At 30.6% G+C, this 21,100-nt stretch carries 18 protein-coding genes; all 18 read right to left on the minus strand.

The window, feature by feature from the left end:
- Window positions 1-101: 101 nt before the first annotated feature.
- The 18 genes from DWX74_RS05970 to DWX74_RS06055 all read right to left on the minus strand — a co-directional run bounded on the left by DWX74_RS05970 (window position 102) and on the right by DWX74_RS06055 (window position 21,085).
- Window positions 102-464 carry a NifB/NifX family molybdenum-iron cluster-binding protein gene (locus DWX74_RS05970; protein WP_118549155.1) on the minus strand — a complete coding sequence of 121 codons (363 nt, stop codon included), beginning with the start codon at window positions 462-464 and terminating at the stop codon, window positions 102-104.
- Window positions 465-521: 57 nt separating this feature from the next.
- Window positions 522-1,346, minus strand: a complete 825-nt coding sequence (locus tag DWX74_RS05975; protein ID WP_118549156.1) for an MBL fold metallo-hydrolase — start codon at window positions 1,344-1,346, stop codon at window positions 522-524.
- A gap of 68 nt (window positions 1,347-1,414) precedes the next feature.
- The gene (locus DWX74_RS05980; protein WP_118549157.1) at window positions 1,415-2,335 is read right to left on the minus strand and encodes an ATP-binding protein; all 921 of its coding nucleotides are present in this window, start codon (window positions 2,333-2,335) and stop codon (window positions 1,415-1,417) included.
- The gene (locus tag DWX74_RS05985; protein ID WP_118549158.1) at window positions 2,307-3,209 is read right to left on the minus strand and encodes an ATP-binding protein; all 903 of its coding nucleotides are present in this window, start codon (window positions 3,207-3,209) and stop codon (window positions 2,307-2,309) included. Before DWX74_RS05985 ends, DWX74_RS05980 begins: the two co-directional genes overlap by 29 nt.
- 1 nt (window position 3,210) lies before the next feature.
- Window positions 3,211-3,579 carry a NifB/NifX family molybdenum-iron cluster-binding protein gene (locus DWX74_RS05990; protein WP_006440420.1) on the minus strand — a complete coding sequence of 123 codons (369 nt, stop codon included), beginning with the start codon at window positions 3,577-3,579 and terminating at the stop codon, window positions 3,211-3,213.
- 60 nt (window positions 3,580-3,639) lie between these two features.
- Complete coding sequence (locus tag DWX74_RS05995) at window positions 3,640-4,053, minus strand: DUF134 domain-containing protein (protein WP_118549159.1); 414 nt, start codon at window positions 4,051-4,053, stop codon at window positions 3,640-3,642.
- 350 nt (window positions 4,054-4,403) lie between these two features.
- Window positions 4,404-6,533, minus strand: a complete 2,130-nt coding sequence (locus DWX74_RS06000; protein WP_118549160.1) for a cell wall-binding repeat-containing protein — start codon at window positions 6,531-6,533, stop codon at window positions 4,404-4,406.
- A gap of 614 nt (window positions 6,534-7,147) precedes the next feature.
- Window positions 7,148-8,401 carry an NAD(P)-dependent oxidoreductase gene (locus DWX74_RS06005; protein WP_118549161.1) on the minus strand — a complete coding sequence of 418 codons (1,254 nt, stop codon included), beginning with the start codon at window positions 8,399-8,401 and terminating at the stop codon, window positions 7,148-7,150.
- A 296-nt stretch (window positions 8,402-8,697) separates the two neighbouring features.
- Window positions 8,698-9,321 (minus strand): potassium-transporting ATPase subunit KdpC, encoded by a 624-nt coding sequence (gene kdpC, locus DWX74_RS06010; protein ID WP_118549162.1) that lies wholly within the window; start codon window positions 9,319-9,321, stop codon window positions 8,698-8,700.
- A gap of 24 nt (window positions 9,322-9,345) precedes the next feature.
- Window positions 9,346-11,409, minus strand: a complete 2,064-nt coding sequence (kdpB, locus tag DWX74_RS06015; protein ID WP_118549163.1) for a potassium-transporting ATPase subunit KdpB — start codon at window positions 11,407-11,409, stop codon at window positions 9,346-9,348.
- Between the two features lie 48 nt (window positions 11,410-11,457).
- A complete protein-coding gene (kdpA, locus tag DWX74_RS06020) occupies window positions 11,458-13,131 on the minus strand; it encodes a potassium-transporting ATPase subunit KdpA (protein ID WP_118549164.1) in 1,674 nt (557 codons plus the stop codon).
- Window positions 13,132-13,217: 86 nt separating this feature from the next.
- Window positions 13,218-13,295, minus strand: coding sequence for a K(+)-transporting ATPase subunit F (gene kdpF / locus DWX74_RS11425; RefSeq protein WP_071585597.1), 78 nt, complete (start codon window positions 13,293-13,295; stop codon window positions 13,218-13,220).
- A gap of 441 nt (window positions 13,296-13,736) precedes the next feature.
- Window positions 13,737-14,450, minus strand: a complete 714-nt coding sequence (locus DWX74_RS06030; RefSeq protein ID WP_118549165.1) for a response regulator — start codon at window positions 14,448-14,450, stop codon at window positions 13,737-13,739.
- A gap of 13 nt (window positions 14,451-14,463) precedes the next feature.
- Entirely contained in the window at window positions 14,464-17,220 is a 2,757-nt protein-coding gene (locus DWX74_RS06035) for a sensor histidine kinase (protein WP_118549166.1), read from the minus strand.
- 38 nt (window positions 17,221-17,258) lie between these two features.
- Window positions 17,259-19,127 carry an HAD-IC family P-type ATPase gene (locus tag DWX74_RS06040; RefSeq protein ID WP_118549167.1) on the minus strand — a complete coding sequence of 623 codons (1,869 nt, stop codon included), beginning with the start codon at window positions 19,125-19,127 and terminating at the stop codon, window positions 17,259-17,261.
- Window positions 19,128-19,215: 88 nt separating this feature from the next.
- Window positions 19,216-19,971, minus strand: a complete 756-nt coding sequence (locus DWX74_RS06045; protein WP_118549168.1) for a YdcF family protein — start codon at window positions 19,969-19,971, stop codon at window positions 19,216-19,218.
- Between the two features lie 41 nt (window positions 19,972-20,012).
- On the minus strand, window positions 20,013-20,804 hold the full coding sequence (locus tag DWX74_RS06050; protein WP_118549169.1) for a GNAT family N-acetyltransferase: 792 nt from the start codon (window positions 20,802-20,804) through the stop codon (window positions 20,013-20,015).
- An 8-nt stretch (window positions 20,805-20,812) separates the two neighbouring features.
- Window positions 20,813-21,085 (minus strand): chorismate mutase, encoded by a 273-nt coding sequence (locus DWX74_RS06055; RefSeq protein WP_118549170.1) that lies wholly within the window; start codon window positions 21,083-21,085, stop codon window positions 20,813-20,815.
- Window positions 21,086-21,100 lie beyond the last annotated feature (15 nt).

The following is a 21,100-nucleotide window of genomic DNA, read 5'->3' on the forward strand; positions in this document are numbered from 1 at the left end:
CCTTTTATGGACTTTCACCACAGATTAATAGCATGCCCGTCATACTAAAAAAGAGGTTGCTGCTAAATATCGCAACAACCCCTCTGTATTTCAACAAAAGATTAATGTCCTCCGCATTCTCCATGATGTTCATGTTTGTTACATACGCTTCCAGTTGATTTTAAGTTTCCAGCTACATAAGCTTCTACTGCAGCTTTAGCTTCACCAGTTGCACCAGTTATAACTTCTATATTCTTTTCGTTGAATATTTCTATGGCGCCACCGCCCATACCACCAGATATAACAACTTTAACACCCATATCATTTAAGAAATTAGGTAAAAATCCTGGTTTATGTCCTGGATTTGCTATTGATTCTTCTTTCACTATTTTACCATCTTCAACATCAAATATATTGAAGTTTGAACAATGACCAAAGTGTCCTGCTACCATTTTTTCTTCACTTGCTACTGCTATTTTTAACATTTCAAATACCTCCATATAATAACGTCGTAAAATTGCGACTGAATTTAAATTATTTATTTATAAGGTCTCAACAGATCCTGAGGCTAAATAATCAATCTTATCTCCCATAATTTCTTTAAGTCTTTCATATGCTGGAATTCCTGTGCAATGACCTGTGTAGAATTTCGCTCCTGTTTCTAGAAGGAATTTTCCTACTTCATCTACATAGCTAAAATCAGCATCTGCGTCTGCATTTTTCCAAGAAAAATGGAATCCTCCTATCACAAAATCTGGGTATCTTCCTTCATTTTTGTAGAATTGTTTTAGTATATTAACTATTCCATTGTGTGAACATCCTGTAAATAGGACGTACTTCCCATCCTCTTTTATAATTGTATTTTGCTCATGTAAAAACTTATCCTGAACTATTTCTCCATTTTCTTTCATAAAAAGACCTGAATTTGAAGCAGGTAATGGAGTTTCGTGTGCTACATCTGAGAATAATTTAATATCTTCATCAACTTCAAATATACCTTTAGTTTTTACAATTTGAGGATTTTCTTCAAGGTTTTTATCCATTCCAATATACTTTATTTCTCCGCTACTCTTAGAAAAATAATCGTCAAATCCAAGCTCGTGCACATAAACCTTTGCTTTTTTATTCACTTCAAGGAATTTGTTCAATCCTCCAACGTGGTCGTAATGCCCATGTGAAATCACAAGACATTCCACATCAGATACATCTACTTCCATTTTTTCAGCGTTTTCATAGAATAAGTCTGTCTGACCTGTGTCTATCATAAGCTTTCTTCCATTATTTAGCTCAAGATAAAAACTAAGCCCATGCTCAGCTTTTATATCTTCATTTACAGATGTGTTCTCGCAAAGTGTTTTTATTATCATAGTTTAACATCTCTTTTCCCAAAATATTTTATATTATTAATATTTCATAATATACTACAATTAATACTTTATAATGTTATTACGTTTTCGTAATCCTTTCCTTTAGAAACTTTCTCCGTTTTTTCAGAAAGCATATCAACAACCTTTTTATATACCTCTCTAACAGCATTTCCAGAAGGGCAATCCACTTCAACTATAGTTTTTCCACTGTTTATCGCCTTAACTGCCTCTGTATCATAAGGAATTTTCCCTACTAAAGAAATATTATTTTCTTTACAGAATTCTTCTATTTTATTTGTATTTTCTATATTAGTATCGAATTTATTTACACATACAGCAGTTTTTACTCTAAATCTTGCTGCAGTTGTTATAATTCTCTCCATATCGCTCATCCCAGAAATAGAAGGCTCTGCAACGATAAGAAGTGCATCCACACCGTTTAAAGAAGCTATTACAGGACAGCCAATTCCTGGAGATCCGTCGATAACAGCGATTTCTACATCGTCAGTTGCATTATCTCTCATATTTTTCTTAACTTCCGTGACAAGTTTTCCAGATGTGCCACTTCCCATATACAACTTAGCTGTTGAAAATACTCTATCTTCATCTTTGTAAATCATAGTATCTCCTGCAGCTGATTTCTGCATTGTTATTGCACTTGAAAGACATACATATTCACACACACCACATCCCTCACAGCCAAATTTCTTTACAGAAAACTCTCCATTTTTTTCCATTATAGAATCAAATCTACAGTTTTCCATACATTTTCCACATTGGATGCATTTATCTTGATCTATTACTGCCTTTGGAAGTCCATAGTACGCTTCCTTATTAGGCTCAGTTTTTTTACCTGCTACAAGGTGAAGGTTTGGAGCATCTACATCACAATCAGCATAAGCTTTTGTATTTGAAAGCTTTATAAATGAGCTAGCTACAGTAGTCTTTCCAGTTCCACCCTTACCGCTCAGTATAAGAAGCTCTTTCATGTTGCACCTCTCCTTTCACTGTTTCAAGTATATTTTTAAACAATTTATTGTATCTTTCACTTTCTCTAGCTGCTATTTTTGCATTTGAATTTACTTCTCCAAGTTCTTTTTCAAAAGGAACTCTTCCAAGAATTTTAATTCCTTTTTCTTTGCAGAATTCTTCTGATGGATTTTCTCCATCTAAGCATTTATTTAGCACTACCCCAAATGGTTTACCAAATAAACTAACTAGCTCATACACCATTTCTAAATTATGTGCTCCAAATGCTGTCGGTTCAGCAACTAACACACAAAAATCAGCATCTTTTATACTTTCCATTACTATGCATGCACTTCCTGGAGGGCAATCTATAATAGAAAGTTTTTCGTTTCCTTCTATATTATTAGAAACCTCTCCATTACTAGAAGATTTTCTATTTTCCTCAAGCAATTTCTCTATTATAGGAACTCCCGACACCTCGCCAGTATTCAAAATTCCCGTGTATACATCAATTCCCTGAAATTTTCCTTTTTCTATTTTTCCTATTACTTTATCTTTTTCAGTAATTGCATTTTCTGGACATAGTAGTGAGCAACCACCACATGAATGGCAAATATCTCCAAACACAATCGGTGCCTTTTTTATAAATGCAAGTGCATTAAATTTGCAGAAATCCACGCATTTTCTACAACCACTACAAAGTTCTTTATCGACCTCAGGAATTTTTACAGATACATTTTCTTCTACAATTTCTTCTGGCTTAAAGAACAAATATCCATTTGGCTCTTCAACATCGCAATCTATATAAGTAGCTGATTCTGATGCTACAGCCATATTTACTGAAAGAAGGGTTTTTCCTGTTCCACCCTTTCCACTAAGTACTGCTATATTCATACTAGTTTGCACCATGTCCGTGGAATCCAGCGTGGATTTCAGTTAATTCCTCTAATTTTCCTTCTTTAAAAGCTTCTATATTTTCTCTTGCAGTTCCCTTGAATGTTCTGTACATTTTAACTTCTCCAGCTTCAAGAACTTCGGCTGCATTTTCACCGCATCTTGGTGTTAATAAAACTTCCACCTCAGCGTCTACTATTGTCTGAGATGCCTTAATTCCTGCACCTGCTGACTCTGCTATTGCACTATTGTCTAAAATTTCTTCATTTCCATTTTCTGTGTCATATATTAGGAAGTATGGTGTACGTCCAAATGATATACAAACCTCTGAATCTATATTTTTTTCGTCTACTGGTATGGCTATTCTCATAATTTTACACGTCCTTTATTATTTTAATTTCTTTTAAATTTATACTTCTTATACTTCAAACTATTTTTCTTCATTTGAATTTTTTTCTAATTTTAAAATTTCTTTTTCTTGATGTTCTTTTTCCATAATCTTTCTTTTTCTACATTTCTTACATCCTCGCATACAGCCCATTCCTGAGCCTTCTGTAAGTACGTATTCCCCACCTTTTATAACGATAACACTACCATTTACAAGAGATTCCGCAAGTTTTTTTCTAGCACTTGTGTAAATTCCCTGCACTGTAGTTCTTGCGATATTCATCTGCTCTGCACACTGTGTCTGGTTGAAACCTTCAAGATCTATTAATCTTATTGTTTCGTACTCGTCCACAGTCATAGTTATAAATTTTCTTTCTGATTCAGGAGCGTCTATCGGTCCAAATCTCTCATTTTCTGGAAGACCACAGACATTTCTCCATTTAATTGGTCTCGGCATAAAACACCTCCTAAGTTATCGACATATGTCACTTACAACTATAATTATACTCCGTTTATGACATATGTCAATAAAAGTTATCACAATTTCTTTTTAACAGCCTATTTTGCGCAATCACAATTATTTGCTCTCCAGGCTTCAGCGCCTCGCACTTTTATGTAACACATTTAGCAGTTGCGAGGCGCTTGCAGAATTGTCGATGCAAATTAATTTGTGATTACACAAAATATACGGCTGATTAAAAAGCATCTTGTGACAACAATTATACAAATGCTGGAAAAGTTTTTAAAATTGTTTCAACAAAAAAATGCTACCATGAAATTAATCACAGTAGCATTTTTGTTTATTTTTTATTCAAAGCTTATTTCGAAGTCCATTCCTCCAACCTGAACAGCTTCTTTTCCTTCTAACTTTTTATGGTTTGCATTTTTAGATACTAATACCATACCATTATCTTTTGCTAGTAATGACGCTGTTAGTGCATCTACTAAAGTATCTCCTTTTGCAAAGTATACTTTCTTAGAATCATAATAGAATTCATCTATTACTTTTCTATTTGTTGAGTATCTATCAACGCCCGCAATTCTATCTGCATTGTATTTATCCGCTAATTGATTAGATACAACACTTCTACCACCAATTACAAAGTAGCTAACTCCCGCTTTTATAGGATGTGTAGAAGTTTTTCCATTAGTTAATAATATTGGAGCACCATATTTTGCTGCGACTGATGATACAGACATTGCATCTGCTTCACCTTTCGCACCATTAACTATAAATGCCATCTTGTATCCACCAAGCATATTAGCTATTTTTGCTGATGTTTCGTATCTATCTTTTCCAGATATTCTAGTTATATTTTTGCCTTTTAACTGATTTTCTACCTTTTTAGAAATTGCACCTTCTCCACCTATTATGTAGACATTCTTAGCTTTTTCTATTTTAGCCATAGCTTCAGCAGGGATGCTGTCTTTTTTAACTAGTAGTATTGGAGCATTTTTCTTTCCAGATAATGATGCTGCTGAAAGTCCATCAGCCATTGATTTATCTGAATTTACTAGTATTACTGAGTTGTATGAAACGTTGTTCTTAACTAGCTCATCTGCTATCTTAGCAGCTGTTTCATATCTGTTCTTTCCTACTATTTTAGATGTTATGTTGCCTGGTTTGTTAGGTTTTTCATCAGGTTTCTGGTCTGGTTTTTGATCAGGAGTTGTTGTTCCTCCACCAGAACCTCCTCCTTGCTCAGTATTATTATTTTCTAAATGCAAGAATACACTTAATTTTACTTCATCTCTTTTTCCTCCACACTTATATTCATAAGATATAAGATCTGGAGTTTTACCTTTCCATTTTATTTTTGTTCCATCAAAATATACACCATTTAACTTTACTTCATCTGAATCTAATTCAACTTTATTATTTTTTATTTCTTCTTGTGTGATACCATATTCTTTATTTAAATCTATGTAATCATTATTTTTCAAATCAAAAGGTTGTTCAGTAACAAAATAATAGCTTGGTTGAATATTATTACTTACCAATATTTTCCCTTCTGTTCCACTCGAAATAATATTAGCTAAAGCTATATTTTGTGTCAAATCCAAACTTTTTAATTTATTCCCTCCTATCTTTAATCCCTGTAAAAGTTTATTTCCACTTAAATCTATATCTGTTAATTCATTTCCTCTCAAATCTAATTCTAATAATCCAGTACATTGTTCTAATTTTATATCTGTTAATTTATTATTTTCTAAATTTAAGTTTTGTAATGCTGTATTAGATGATACATCTATATTATCTAGTTTATTATCTGTTAAAGTTAAATTTTGTAATACTTTATTTTGTTTTAAATCTATACCACCATTAATATATATTTTAGTTTTAGAAGCATCTAAAGTTATTAAACCTGTATTTTGTGATATATTTATAGACTCTAACTTTTCATTTTCTCCACATTCTAAAGTCTTTAACTGACTATACTGTGATAAATTCAATTCTTTAAATGAGTTTTTTTTGCAACGTATAACTTGTATACTACTAGGTAATTTAAACTCTGATAGTAAATTATCTCCGCAATCTATTTCTTCTAAATTTTTATTACTATTACTTAAATCTAATTCACTTATATTATTATTATAACAATTTAGTTTTTTTAAAGAAGTAAAATATTCTATTCCTTTTAAATTCGTAATATTTGAATTTTTAATATCTAATTCTGTTATAGCTGATAGATTGTTACCTATTGGATTTCCTGGTTGTATACCTGTTATTTCTGTTATTTTATTTATAAAGTTATCATCTTCAAAATAAGGAGAATCCAATACCACATTGTCTATTCCTGAATTTATTTTCTCCTCTTTTCTTATATTACTATTTTTTACACTATTCACAGCAGCCTCAACTGGCATAGCAACTGAACTAACTGTAATCGCTGCAACCATCATCATAGCCGCAACCTTATTCCTATTCTTATTCATACTAACACCCTCTCTTAAAACATAAAACGCTAAAAATCAACAAAAAAAGGACACAGTAATTGTATCTAACAAAAACTGTATCCTTTATATACATCTATTAAAAAATTGCATAACAAAACTACAGACTTACTTGTCTGTCTGTCTGTCTGTCTGTCTGTCTGTCTGTCTGTCTGTCTGTCTGTCTGTCTGTCTGTCTGTCTGTCTGTACAGATTTTCGCAAACCTTCAACATATCTGTCAACTCCTAGCAATTTTACATTTTATATTTTTATTTTATATAATATGTATAAAATATTATAACATTTTACAAATTAAAATTGAATAAAAATATTAAAATTTATAATAATTTTTAAAAATATACAAGTCTATTACACTCACAAATTTTTCCAACAAAAAAGCTACTGTCGAACATTCTTTACAAAACATTCAACAGCAGCACTTTTTACCTTCTCTCATATGAAAACAAATTTATAAACTAAGGACAAGAGTTATAACTACTCTAAAGCGACAATACTGCAAGCGCCCCACAACTGCTAAATGTGTTACTCTAACAGTGTGGGGCGCTGAAGCCTGGAGCAAAGAGTAGTTATACTCTTGTCCTTCTATTTTACAAATTTATTTTCTTTTACTAGTTAAGTATCTGTCTATAGATTCAGCTGCTTTTTTAGAGTTAACAACAGCTTCTATAACTGTACTTGGTCCTGAAGTAACGTCACCACCTGAGAATACACCTTCTCTAGTTGTTTCACCGTATTCATCAGTTACTAGAAGTCCCCATTTGTTTACTTCTAACTCAGGGTTATTTTTAACGATTGTATTTCTTGCAGTCTGGCTTATAGCTATTAACACAGAATCACATTCGTATAATTTTTCGCTTCCTTCTATCATAACAACTGATTCTCTACCGTCTTCACCTTTAACTCTGTGAGTATCAGCGAATATTACACCTTCTTCAGTTATTTCTATAGGAGCTTTATATGTATCAAATACTACTCCATCTTCTTTAGTTTCTTCTATTTCTGCTTTACAAGCTTTCATATCGCAGAAGTCTTTTCTGTATGCTATTGTTACTTCATCTGCTCCGTAACGTTTAGCACTTCTAGCAGCGTCCATTGCAACGTTTCCAGCACCTATTACTATAACTTTTTTACCTAAGTTATATCTCTTTGGTGATCTTAGGTAGTTTATTGCATATAGTGAGTTACCTAATGTTTCACCTTTTATATCTAATCTCTTTGGACTCCAAGTACCTGTTCCTATGAACACAGCATCGTATCCATCGTAGAATAATTTATCTATAGTTATAACCTGACCTATAGCAGTATTTGTTCTGAATACAACTCCAGCTTCTTCTAATATTCTTATCATGTCTTTAACTATTTCTCTTGGTAATCTGAAATCAGGTATACCGTATCTTAATATACCACCAACTCTACCATTTTTTTCGAATACAGTTACTTTGTATCCTTTTTTAACTAATTCAGTAGCTATAGTTAAACCTGCTGGACCTGAACCAACTACTGCAACTCTCTGGTTTTTAGGTTCTTCTTTTATAGTTATTTTACCAGTTTTTAAATATTCTCTTGATATGAATTCTTCTATTTTATAGAATTCTACTGGGTCTTTTTTGATTCCTTTTATACAATGACCGAAACACTGATCTTCGTGAGGACAAACCATTGCGCATATTGCTGACATTGGGTTGTTATCAAATAGTATTTCCCCTGCTTCTTCCATTTTACCTTCTTTAAATAGGTTTATTATGCCAGGTATGTCTGTATGAACTGGACAGTTTGTTCTACAACTTGGTTTTTTACATAATAAACATTCATTTGCTTCATTAACTAAAAATTTACTTACATCAATCATTACTTTATACTCCCTCCATTTAAATAATCGCACCTAATTTAAAATATCATATTTCTAAATGTGTTTCAAATGTTATTTTCAATTAATATATAAAATATATTTTTTGTAATCACTTTCTTAATTATTAGAAAATTTAGCTATTCTGTTATTTTTCGTATTTATTATATTTTATTAAGTATAAATTAAATTAATTTTATTTTTTTATATATAAGCAAAAAAATACTCCATTTTATATATTATTGTGTTATTTATAAAATGGAGCATTTCAATCATTATATATTATTGTTTTTTTCTATTTATTTTTTATTCATACTTTTATAAACATCTATATTTAATTCTAATACATTAACTCTTTCTTCACCAAATATTCCTAAAAATTTAGAGTCTGTATTTTCTTTTATCATTTTATTTAATTTTTCTTCTGATATTCCACTTGCTTTTGATATAGCTGAAACCTGAATTTCTGCTGATTTTACACTTATATTAGGATCTAATCCTGAACCAGATGCTGTCATTAAATCTGCTGGTATATCTTCTCTATTTACTTCTGGATTATTTTTTAAGAATTCATCAATACTAACTTCTACTCTTTTTTTAAGTTCAGGATTTGATGGAGCATAGTTAAAACTTCCTGAAGATGGTCCTTCGTATGTTCCATCTTCTTTATCTTTTTCTGTATAAGTATTGTAATTAACAGAAGACACTCTTCCTTTAAAGAAATACGGTTCTGTAAATTGTTGCCCTATGTTTTTTGATCCTACTTTTTCACCATCTACTTCTATAAAACTTCCTTCTGCTTTATCTTTGAATAACACTTGTCCAGTGGCTGTTAAAGCCATTGGATAAGCTATCCCACAAACTAGTATTAAAACTAAACTTAATGAAATTGCATTTTTTAATATATTTTTTAACCCTTTCATTTTTTTCCTCCATAAATTTCTTTTTTAAAGACCTATCATCATTAAAAGTGGTGCTATTAATAAGTCTATTAATTTTATACCTATGAATGGGACGATTACTCCACCACCACCGAATACTATTACATTTCTAAGAAGTAATTTCTGTGCAGACATAGGTCTATATTTAACACCTTTCATTGCTAAAGGTATTAAGCAAGGAATTATTATCGCATTAAATATTAGTGCTGATAAAACTGCACTAAATGGAGTTGCTAAATTCATTATATCTAACATTTCCATCTGAGGTATTGCAACTGTAAATATAGCTGGTATTATTGCAAAATATTTTGCAACGTCATTAGCTATACTGAATGTTGTTAATGCACCTCTTGTTATTAAAAGCTGTTTACCTATTTCAACAACTTCTAGTATTTTTGTTGGGTCTGAATCTAAATCTACCATATTTGCTGCTTCTTTTGCTGATGTTGTACCACTGTTCATTGCAAGTCCTACATCTGCCTGTGCAAGTGCCGGAGCATCATTTGTACCATCACCAGTCATTGCAACAATTTTACCTTCAGACTGTTCTCTTTTAATTGCTTCTATTTTATCTTCTGGTTTACATTCAGCAATAAATCCATCTACACCTGCTTCTTTTGCTATTGTAGCAGCTGTAAGAGGGTTATCACCTGTACACATTATAGTTTTTATACCAATTTCTCTTAGTCTTTCAAATCTTTCTACTAACCCTGGTTTAACAGTATCTTTTAAATATATTAAACCGTATATTTTATTATCTGCTACAACTACTAGAGGAGTACCTCCAAGTTTTGCTATTTCATTTACTTTTTCATCAAGATCTGATGGTATTTCTCCACCTAAATTTCTAACATATTCTTTTATACTATCGAAAGCCCCTTTTCTTATTTTTACACCATTTGTTAAGTCAAGACCACTCATTCTTGTCTGAGCTGAGAATTCTATAAATTCAGCACCTTCTGCAAGTTCTTCTAATTTTTCTACATTGCAATTCATGTCTTTTGCAAGAGTTACTGTTGATTTTCCTTCAGGAGTATCATCTTTTAGTGAACTTAACGTTGCAAAGTTTATTAATTCTTCTTTTTCTATATTAGCCACTGGGATAAAATCAGCTGCTAATCTATTTCCGTAAGTTATTGTACCTGTTTTATCAAGTATCATTGTATCAACGTCACCACAAGATTCAACTGCTTTACCAGACATTGCTATTACATTAAATCTTGTAACTCTGTCCATACCTGCTATCCCTATAGCAGAAAGTAGTCCACCTATTGTAGTAGGTATTAAACAAACTAAAAGAGCAATCATTGTTGATACTGGTATCTGAACACCTGTGTAATTAGCCATTGGGTATAAAGTTATTAAAACTATCATAAATATTAAAGTTAAACTAACTAATACTGTATTTAATGCTATTTCATTTGGAGTTTTCTGTCTTGAAGCACCTTCAACTAAAGAAATCATTTTATCTAAGAATGATTCCCCTGGATTTGTAGTTATTTTTATTTTTAACCAGTCACTTACAACTGTTGTACCACCGGTTACTGATGCAAAATCTCCACCTGATTCTCTAACAACTGGAGCAGATTCACCTGTTATTGCTGATTCATCAACTGAAGCTAAACCTTCTATAACTTCTCCATCATTTGGTATAACTTCTCCTGCATTAACTAAAACCACATCACCTTTTTTTAATTCGCTTGAACTTATCATTTTTTCGTTTCCATCTTTATCAATAAGTCTAGCCATTGTATCTTTTCTTGTTTTCTTTAATGTATCTGCCTGAGCTTTACCTCTACCTTCTGCTACTGATTCGGCAAAGTTTGCAAATAATATAGTTATAAATAATATAATTGTAACCGCCGCATTATATATTCTTATGTTTCCTGAACCATCATTTCCAAATAAGTTTGGCATTAATGTAAGTAAAAATGCTACTACAGTACCTACTTCAACGACAAACATAACTGGATTTTTCATCATATATTTTGGATTCAACTTCTTAAAAGCTTCTACTATAGAGCTTTTAAGAATATCATTAGTTAAAAATTTATTTCCATTGTTTTTCATTTTTATCTATATCTCCTTTATACTCTCCTTACATATTCGTCTATTTTATTACGCCCAAATAGTTAGGTGCTCTGCAATTGGTCCTAATACAAGAGCTGGCAAGAATGTTAATGCTCCTATTATTAAAACTATTGCAACAAGAAGTATTGTGAAAGTAAAGTTATCTGTTTTTAATGTTCCTACACTAGTATTTACTGGTTTTTTATTTGCTAGTGATCCAACAACAGCTAACTGTATAACTATTGCTAAATATCTTCCATAGAACATTGCTACTCCAGTTGTCATATTCCAGAATAAAGTATTATCTGCTAAACCTTCAAAGCCTGAACCATTGTTAGCTGATGCTGATGAGAATTCATAAAGAATCTGAGATAATCCGTGGAATCCTCCATTTGTTATACCTTCAAGTCCAGCCGGAATAGCAACTGCTAATGCAGAAAATGCTAATATTAATAATGGATGAACTATTATTGATAATGCAACTAACTTAACTTCTCTACCTTCTAGTTTTTTTGATAAAAATTCTGGTGTTCTACCAACCATTAATCCACAAAGGAATACTGTAAGTATTGCATACATTAACATATTCATAAGCCCTACACCTTTTCCTCCGAATACTACATTTAACATCATATTTAGCATTGGAACAAGTCCTCCAAGTGGAGTAAGTGTATCATGCATATTGTTTACTGTACCTGTAGTAAATGATGTTGTTACTGTTGTAAATAAAGCCGATTGATCTATACCAAATCTAAGCTCTTTACCTTCCATATTACCCATAGCTTGGCTTAATCCTGCTGCTGCTAATTCTGGGTTACCTGCTTTTTCAGAAGTCCAGCATATTAAAAGACCTACTAAGAATATTATTCCCATAGCTCCAAATACTGCTTTACTCTGTTTTTTATTTCCGATCATATATCCGAAAGCTATAACACAAGCTCCTGGAAGTATCATCATTGAAAGCATTTCTATCATATTTGATACAATTGTTGGGTTTTCAAATGGATGAGAAGAGTTTGCTCCAAAGAATCCACCACCGTTTGTACCAACATGTTTTATAGATTCAAGAGCTGCAACTGGACCTCTTGCTATATCTTGTAAATTACCTTCAATTGTTCTTACTGTTTCTGTTCCGCCAAGTGTTTGAGGCACACCTTGAGATATAAGTAAAACACCTACTATAAATGCAAGCGGAACTAAAACTCTTGTTGTTATTCTAACCATATCAACGTAGAAGTTACCCAAAGTTTTTTTCTTTCCTGCAAGACCTCTTATAAATGCCATACAAGCTGCATAGCCAGTAGCTGCTGATGTAAACATCATATAAATTATTACTAGCATTTGAGCTAAATATGATAATCCAGATTCACCTGAATAATGCTGTAAGTTTGTATTAGTCATGAAACTTATTATTGTGTTAAATGAAAGACTTTCTTCCATTCCTCCAATTTCACTAGGATTAAAAAGTCCTATTCCTTGTATTCTAAGAATTAAATATCCTGCAAATATCATAACTGCATTTGTTATGATAAGAGCTAAAACATACTGTTTCCAGTTCATTTCTTCCTTATCTATTTTAAATATTTTATAGATAGTATTATCTACTTTGTTAAATATTCTATCGCCAAATGCTTTTTCACAATTGGCAACCTGATATAAGTATTTACCCATAGGAACTACTAATATCATAAACACTATTAAAAATAATATATTCTGTAACATTTTTTCCTCCTGTTTTAATATCTTAATCACTATATTTTATTTTCTATCTAAGTTAGAATCTAATAATTAATCTATAATGTCCTCTGTTAAAATTTCTCTGGATTTATTAAAGCATAAAGTAAATATGCTAATAAAGCTACTATTACAACTACTAAAAGTATCATTTTTCTCCCTCCATCTAAAAATACTAATTGTTACTTTTCATAAATTTTATTATTTCTGTATTTGTTTTTCACACCAATCAGCAAATAGTTTAACAGATATAATTCCAACTAAAAGCCGTATAATCATTATTACATCCATCATTTCAATTACCTCCTACTTTTTTAGAAGATTTTTTAATATCTTCTTTTTCTTTATCATGTATATAATTTTATGCTTTTATATATAAAAACGGGATTAAAGATAGTGTCTTTAGGATTAAGATTGTATCAAGATTTATACTTTATCTTTATACTTTCTTAACACAAAAAAAATTAACAAAAGAAAATATTTTCCTATAAAATTCAATAAAAAAAGAGATTAATATAGATACAATAATTATTTTTAAATAATAAATTCAAAAATAAAATATCGTAAATACATCAATCTCTTTCTTATTCTAATTATATTTCATCGTTTAATCTATATCCCACACCAACTTCTGTCATTATATATTGGGGATTTGCAGGTTGTTTTTCTATTTTTCTTCTAATTGTCGCCATAAATACTCTTAATGACTTGGTTTCTCCACCTATTACTCCACCCCATATTTTTTTTATAATATAATTATGTGTTAATACCTTTCCATGATTTCTTGCTAAAAGGGATAATATATCGTATTCTATTGGTGTTAAATGTATGTTTTCTCCTGATACAGTCACCTTTCTCTTATCGTAATCTATGAACAAATCTCCCACAGAAAAAGTATCTTCCTTTTCTTCCTTGGGCATAGAAATATCTACAGATTTATTTTCTTTATGTCTAAGAGCAACTCTAACCCTTGCAAGAAGTTCAACTATTGAAAATGGCTTTGTTATGTAATCATCAGCTCCAGTATCAAATGCTTCCACTTTTTCTCGATCTTGTTCTCTAGCGGATACTACAATTATTGGAAGGTCCGAAATCTGCCTAACCGTTTTAATAACATCAATACCATCTATATCTTCAAGACCTAAATCAAGTAGCATAACATCTGGAGATTTTGCTATAGCATTTTGGACTGCTTCTTTTCCAGTTGAACTCTCTATTACTTCATAATCTTGAGTTGTTAAAGCTGTACATATAAATTTTCTAATTGTACTATCATCTTCTACAACAAGTATAAGTTTTTTACTCATTTTTTATCCTTCCTTACTCTTCATCTTCTTCTAGTGGAAGATTAAAAATAAATTCAGCACCACCTAATTCTTGACTATTTCTAACCTTTATTTCTCCACCATGTGCATTTACTATAGATTTGCATATAGAAAGACCTAAACCTACACCTTTTCTAGAGTCTTTACTTTTTCTTTCTCCAGTATAGAATCTATCAAATATATGACTAGCTAAATCATCTGATATACCTGGACCATTATCTGAAAATTCAAACCAAGCATTGTCATCATCTCTATATACTCTTATATTAATCTTACAACTACTTGTTGCATATTTCAATGAATTATCAACTAAATTAACAAATACTTGTTCTATTAATTTCACATCCATTGGAACAAATATCAATTCATCTGGTATATCAATTTCCACATCTGCATCGTTCAACCTTCTTTTTATATGGGACAAGGATTCTGATAATACCTCCTCTACAAGCTCTGGTTCTTTTCCAACCTTCAATTTTCCTTCATCTATCTTTGTCATACTTAGTAAATTTTCTACTAATCTTATTAACCATTGAGAATCTTCGTATATACCATTTAGTAATTCGTCTGTAATCTCTTCACTTATTTCATTTTTATTTTTTATAATTGTACTTACAGCACCGGATATCCCTGCAAGTGGAGTTCTTAAATCATGAGAAATAGCTCTTAAAAGGTTACTTCTAAGCCTTTCACTTTCCATTTCTAGTTTATCTTTTTCTCTTGATTCTGCTAATTCTTCCCTATCAAGTGCAATACTTACCTGTGCTAATACAGTTTCTATAAATATTTCATCATCTGTATCTATATTTTTAACTTCTGATGAAACACCTACAGCACCATGAATTTTTTTAATTCCTTTTATAGGAATATATAGTCCTGCAGCACCACTAAGTGTATCTGTAAAATGACCTGCATTCATACCATTATTAACAACCCACTTTGCAACAGCAATTTCGTTTGGAGAAATCATTATATTATTTTCAAAGTCATATTCTGTTACATCATTGATACTCTTATGTTCAAATTCTATTTCATTATTTTTTCCCTTATATTTAATATAGTATATTTTTTCTTCATTTTTCATAACTAGGGAAACATCTCTTTCAAGACTAACACTTAAAATTTCTAATGCCTTTTCTATTATATCTTCTTTTCTAGATACCTTCAAAAATGTCCTACTTATCCGATAAATCATCTGTGTATGTTCTTCTCTTTTACTTGCATTATTAGCCTGGAATTTTATATTAGACATTAAAGCACTTGTTATTATTCCTATTACGCAGAACACAGCTAGAGTTATAATATAGCTTGGATCTGCTATAGATAAAGTATATTTTGGAATAGTAAATAGATAATTTACTATTGTTATATTTAAAAATGCACTTAAAATACCTAGTGTATAACCATTTGTCCAAAGAGACACCATAGAAACACCTAGCATATAAACTAACAAAATATTATCTTTTGCAAATCCTATCGACTGTAAAACATAAGCCATAACAGTAATAAAAATACTTATAAGAATAAATTTTATAATATCTACTCTAGAAACAGAAAAAGCTCTCTTCAGTTTGGATTTATTATTATTTTTATTTACCTTATTCGAATGAATTTCGTTTCTAAACGGAATTATAAGAATATCTATATTATCTATATTATCTAATAATTTATCAGCAATATCCTTTTTAAATTTCCTTTTAAATTTGCCTTTATCAGAGTGATCTCTACCAATTATTATTTTAGTTACATTTCTTACCTTAGAATATCTAATAATTTGCTCTTCTGGATTTTCACCATGTAATATTACTACTTCTGCACCCAATTTTTTTGCAAGATCCATATTTTCGCCAAGCCTTTTTTTAGACTCTTGACTAATTGAAGACATATCTGATGGCTTAACATATATTGCAATCCATTTTGCTAAAGAAGAATCTGCTATTCTATACGCCGTTCTTATTACTTTTGATGAAGATATTGACGGACTTATACACGCTAATAATATATCTGATGTAGGTTTTACACCTGAATCAGCTTTTGACATTCTTGATATCTGAACTTCTTTATTGACACGATCTGCAGTTTTTCTAAGTGCAATTTCTCTAAGTGCAATTAAATTATCTTTTACAAAGAAATTTTCTTTAGCTCTTTCTGCTTGAGTTTTTTCGTAAATTTTACCTTCTTTAAATCTCTCTAATAATTCTTCTGGCTCAATATCAATAAGTTCTATTTGAGTATAAGAATCACCTATTACTTTATCTGGTACTGTTTCCTTTATATTTATATTTGTTATTATTTCCATAATATCATTTAGACTTTCAAGATGTTGAACATTCAAAGTTGTGTATACATTTATTCCTGCCAATAAAAGTTCCTCTATATCCTTCCATCTTTTATTATGTCTAGAACCTTTTGCATTTGTATGTGCAAACTCATCTACTAATATAGTGTGTGGTCTTCTTTTTAATGCAGCATCTATATCAAATTCATTCAATTTTATTCCCTTATATTCAACTTGCTTTACTGGAATTCTTTCTAAGCCATCTAATAAAGCCATTGTATCTGGTCTTGTATGGGGTTCTATGTATCCAACTACCACATCTATCCCATTATCTTGCAAGGAATGAGCCGCTTCTAACATCGCATAAGTTTTACCAACACCCGCAGCATATCCAAAGAATATTTTCAATTTTCCTCTTGAAGTTTCTTCTTCTTTAATTTTTTCGAGTATACTATCTGGATCTGGTCTTTCCATAGACTATACCTCCCTTTAATTGTAAAATTTATTCTCTTTTATTTTTTGTGAAACACAACTGTTATCATCATTAAAACACTTGTAAATAAATTAAATAAAAGTAGATACATAGCAGAAACATCTATTTTTAAGTATAAATTATTATTCATAATTATAGGTAATATTAATATTATTACAGCAACAGATTTTATAATCATTTTTATATAATCTATAACCTTTATTATTTTTTCGGATTTAATAACTTCCCTACTTATACCTATTATCATAGGTATTTTTGCAGGATCTGAGTCATTATCTATAATATCTCCAAAACTTTTTACATCTTCATTTGAATTTCCCATAACTATTGAAACATCTGCATTTGCTAGAGCATATATATCATTTTCTCCATCTCCTACAACAGCAGTCTTATCGCCAACACTTTGGCAATCTTCAACAAAATCCAATTTATTATCAGGAGTTGCCTCTGATATAAATTTATTAATTCCACATTCTGCTGCTATGGTTGCAGCTGTTAAAGGATTATCTCCTGTCGCTAATACTATATCATATCCACTATTTTCCAATTTTTTAAAAGATTTTTTTAACCCTTCTTTTACAATATCTTTTAGATAAATCACCCCTAATACTTTATCATTCACAGCTATTGATAAAGGAGTTCCCCCTTTCATAGAAATTTTTTTACTTATTTCTTTACATTCAATAGGATAAGTTCCTCCATTATCTTCTACAAATTTTTTTATTGCTTTTTCAGAACCCTTTCTAATTTTAAACCCTTCTAAATCACATCCACTAATTCTACTACCTAATGCAAATGAAATAGGTTTAATATCCTTTTGACCAATATATTTTCCTCTTAAAGAATACAATTTTTTTACATATACTAATATACTTTTTCCTTCTGGAGTATCATCATATGCTGAACTCAATGCTGCAGCTTCTGCAACATCATCTTCAGATATGTTTCTAGCAGGATAAATTTTTATTGCCTCTCTATTACCAAATGTAAGAGTTCCTGTTTTATCTATTAAAATTGTTTTTACATCAGCTAATTTTTTTATTGAATTTATATTTTTTAAATCTATATTATAATATTTTAAAATTTCACCTTTAAATAGCTTTAAAAATTTAAAAATATTATATATATCATCTGGCAATATTGCTATGTATATACCTAAAAAATAAAATATTTTTTCAAACAAATCTATTTTATTGTAATGTGAATATACAAGTATAATAAGTATTGCTACGATTATTGATAATACAGTCCTTTTATTTTCTCTTGACCTTCTATCTAAATCATCTATAACTCTTTTATTTATTGTTCTTTTATTTTTAATTTCACCAAAATTTGATTTTGCTTTAACTACTAAAGAATCCGATATTAGTTTAGTTCCTTCTTTTATTGAATCTCTTTCGCCACCTTCTTCAACCAAAACAGCTGCACTTTCACCTGTTATACAGCTTTCATCTAAAAGAGCTACTCCATCAATCACTGTTGCATCACAAGGAACTATATCTCCTCTATTTAATATAAAAATATTTCCTTTTTTTATATCTTTTACATCTATTTTTTCAGCATATCCATTTTCTAAATCAACAATTTTTGTTACTGTTTTTGTTTTTTCTTTTGATTTTATCTCTCTTGTTATATCTTTTTCATACTTAGAGTTAAAGTATCTTATCAGTATATTTAAAAATGCAACTAAAAGTGAAAATAAAAATACATATATATCTATATTAGATGCATTTTTATCAAAAACTCTTGCTACTAACATAAAAAACATAACAGTTATAGATATAATTATAGAAACAGATTTTAAGCTTTTTCTTATATATCCAAATTTTAAATCTCCATTTACATCTTTATTTGCTTTATATTCATATATACCTGATAATATTTTCATATACAACACCCTTTCATATTTCTTATATCTTAAATATAACAGTTAAAATATAAAGCTAGGATAAAAATGTATTCTTTAAGCATTAAGATTATATAAAGATTGTATAAATACTAACTAACATCATTTTTATTATGGCAAAAAATTCTCTTACATAAAATACTGGTATCAAATACCACTTAGTTCTTTCTGTATAAAAACTTATATTTTTATAACCATCCATTTTTGCATACTTGTCGCTTCTAAAAGCGTGAAAATCTGTAGTCACTACCTTAACATCTACATCAGCTACATTTTTCTTGCTGTCGTTTTCAATTTTATCTCTAGAAAACTCAAAATTCTGCATAGTGTTTACAGATTTATCTTCCTTGATAATCATCTCTGGTTTAATTCCTCTTTCAACAAGATATCTTTTCATAGCCTCGGCTTCAGAGATATTTTCTCCGTCACCCTTCCCACCAGATACAATTATTTTACAATCATCGTCGTTGCTTTTTACATATTCAAGTGCTCTATCAAGCCTTCCTTTAAGTGTAAGCCCTGGCTCATTCCCCATCACTCTAGCTCCCAAAACGATGATATAGTCACAGTTTTCCGTACTTTTCTTAGGAAATACGATAATCATTCCCTCAACAGCAACGAATATTATAATCGCCACAGCTGCACAAACTTTTATAAACATATATAACCACCTATGTTCCTTTATTTTCTTTCTAGTAAAGTGGTACACTAAGCAAATTGTCCCCAATACAAAGAAAAATCCGCTAAATGCAACCCCATTCATAGCGAAAAACAGTATTCCAAAGTATAAGTAGAACACAATCGCTAAAAACAAACTAATACTCATAAATACCAACTCCCGCAAACCTCAATTTTAGTAAATTTCAACTATTTTCTATACAACTCAAATGCTGTATACTCACCCTTCATTTTATATCCAAGTTTCTTAGCAAGTTCTATAGATCCTTTATTGTGGGCATCCCAACTAGGATATATCCCTCTTTCCAAGCACTTCAATATTATGCTTGCCCCACAAATAAGCGCATATCCATTTCTTCTATGCTGCTCATTTGTGTCTATCTCGATTTCAATTCCACCTTCAAAAGTGCAGTATGAAGATGCTCCAGACACGATTTCATTATTACTTCTATCCAAAAGAACAACTCCTATACCCTTTTTAGAATAGTCTTCGTAATTATTATAAATTCCAACCAAGTCCTTGCTCCACTCATTTTCTAAGCATCTATTATAGATTTCTTCATCTATATCCAAAATCTCAAATCCTTCTTTTGCAGAACTTTTTATCTCGTTCAATTTATCCACGTCAAACTGGCTCATATCCTCAAATGTAGAATATCTCTTAATCTCTTTTAACTCCGGCACACCTTCTAAATCTACATCAAATGTATTTCTAACAAGTTCTGCCCATTTATCATTTTGAGGTATAATTATATCCATCTCACCTTTTTTATAATCATATTTTAAAAGATTTTCATTAGGCTCTCCTGCAAACATCCTAAAATCTCCAAGTACAGCAACGGCAGATTTGGGATTATCTAAGTCAAAAGAATGCACTTCTCCCATAATTCCCTGCAGACAAGACAGCACAAAATTATTCTCCCAATCTCCAAACAAGCCTTTAACTTTTTCTATATCCTTAATTTTTACTATTTTATCCATAAAAACCTCTACAGTCCAAGCTCTCTTTTCTGAGAATTTCTACTCAATCTCATTAAAAGCTCAAAAACTTCCTTTATATCATCCTCGTATTTCTTATCTTTTAAATTATCTACAGCTTTCTGAAGAACAACTTCCTCCCTACTACTCTGTAACACTTCCATTCCGTTCTCTTTCTTATAACTAGCAACCTTTAAAACAGTTTCCATTCTCTTTTCAAAAAGCTGCACAATTTCTCTATCTATCTCATCTATTTCAACTCTATATTCATCAAGTTTAGTCATATTAATCTCCTTTTC

Source organism: Peptoclostridium sp. AF21-18 (assembly GCF_003478825.1).
In the GTDB taxonomy this organism is placed as follows: Bacteria; Bacillota; Clostridia; order Peptostreptococcales; family Peptostreptococcaceae; genus Peptacetobacter.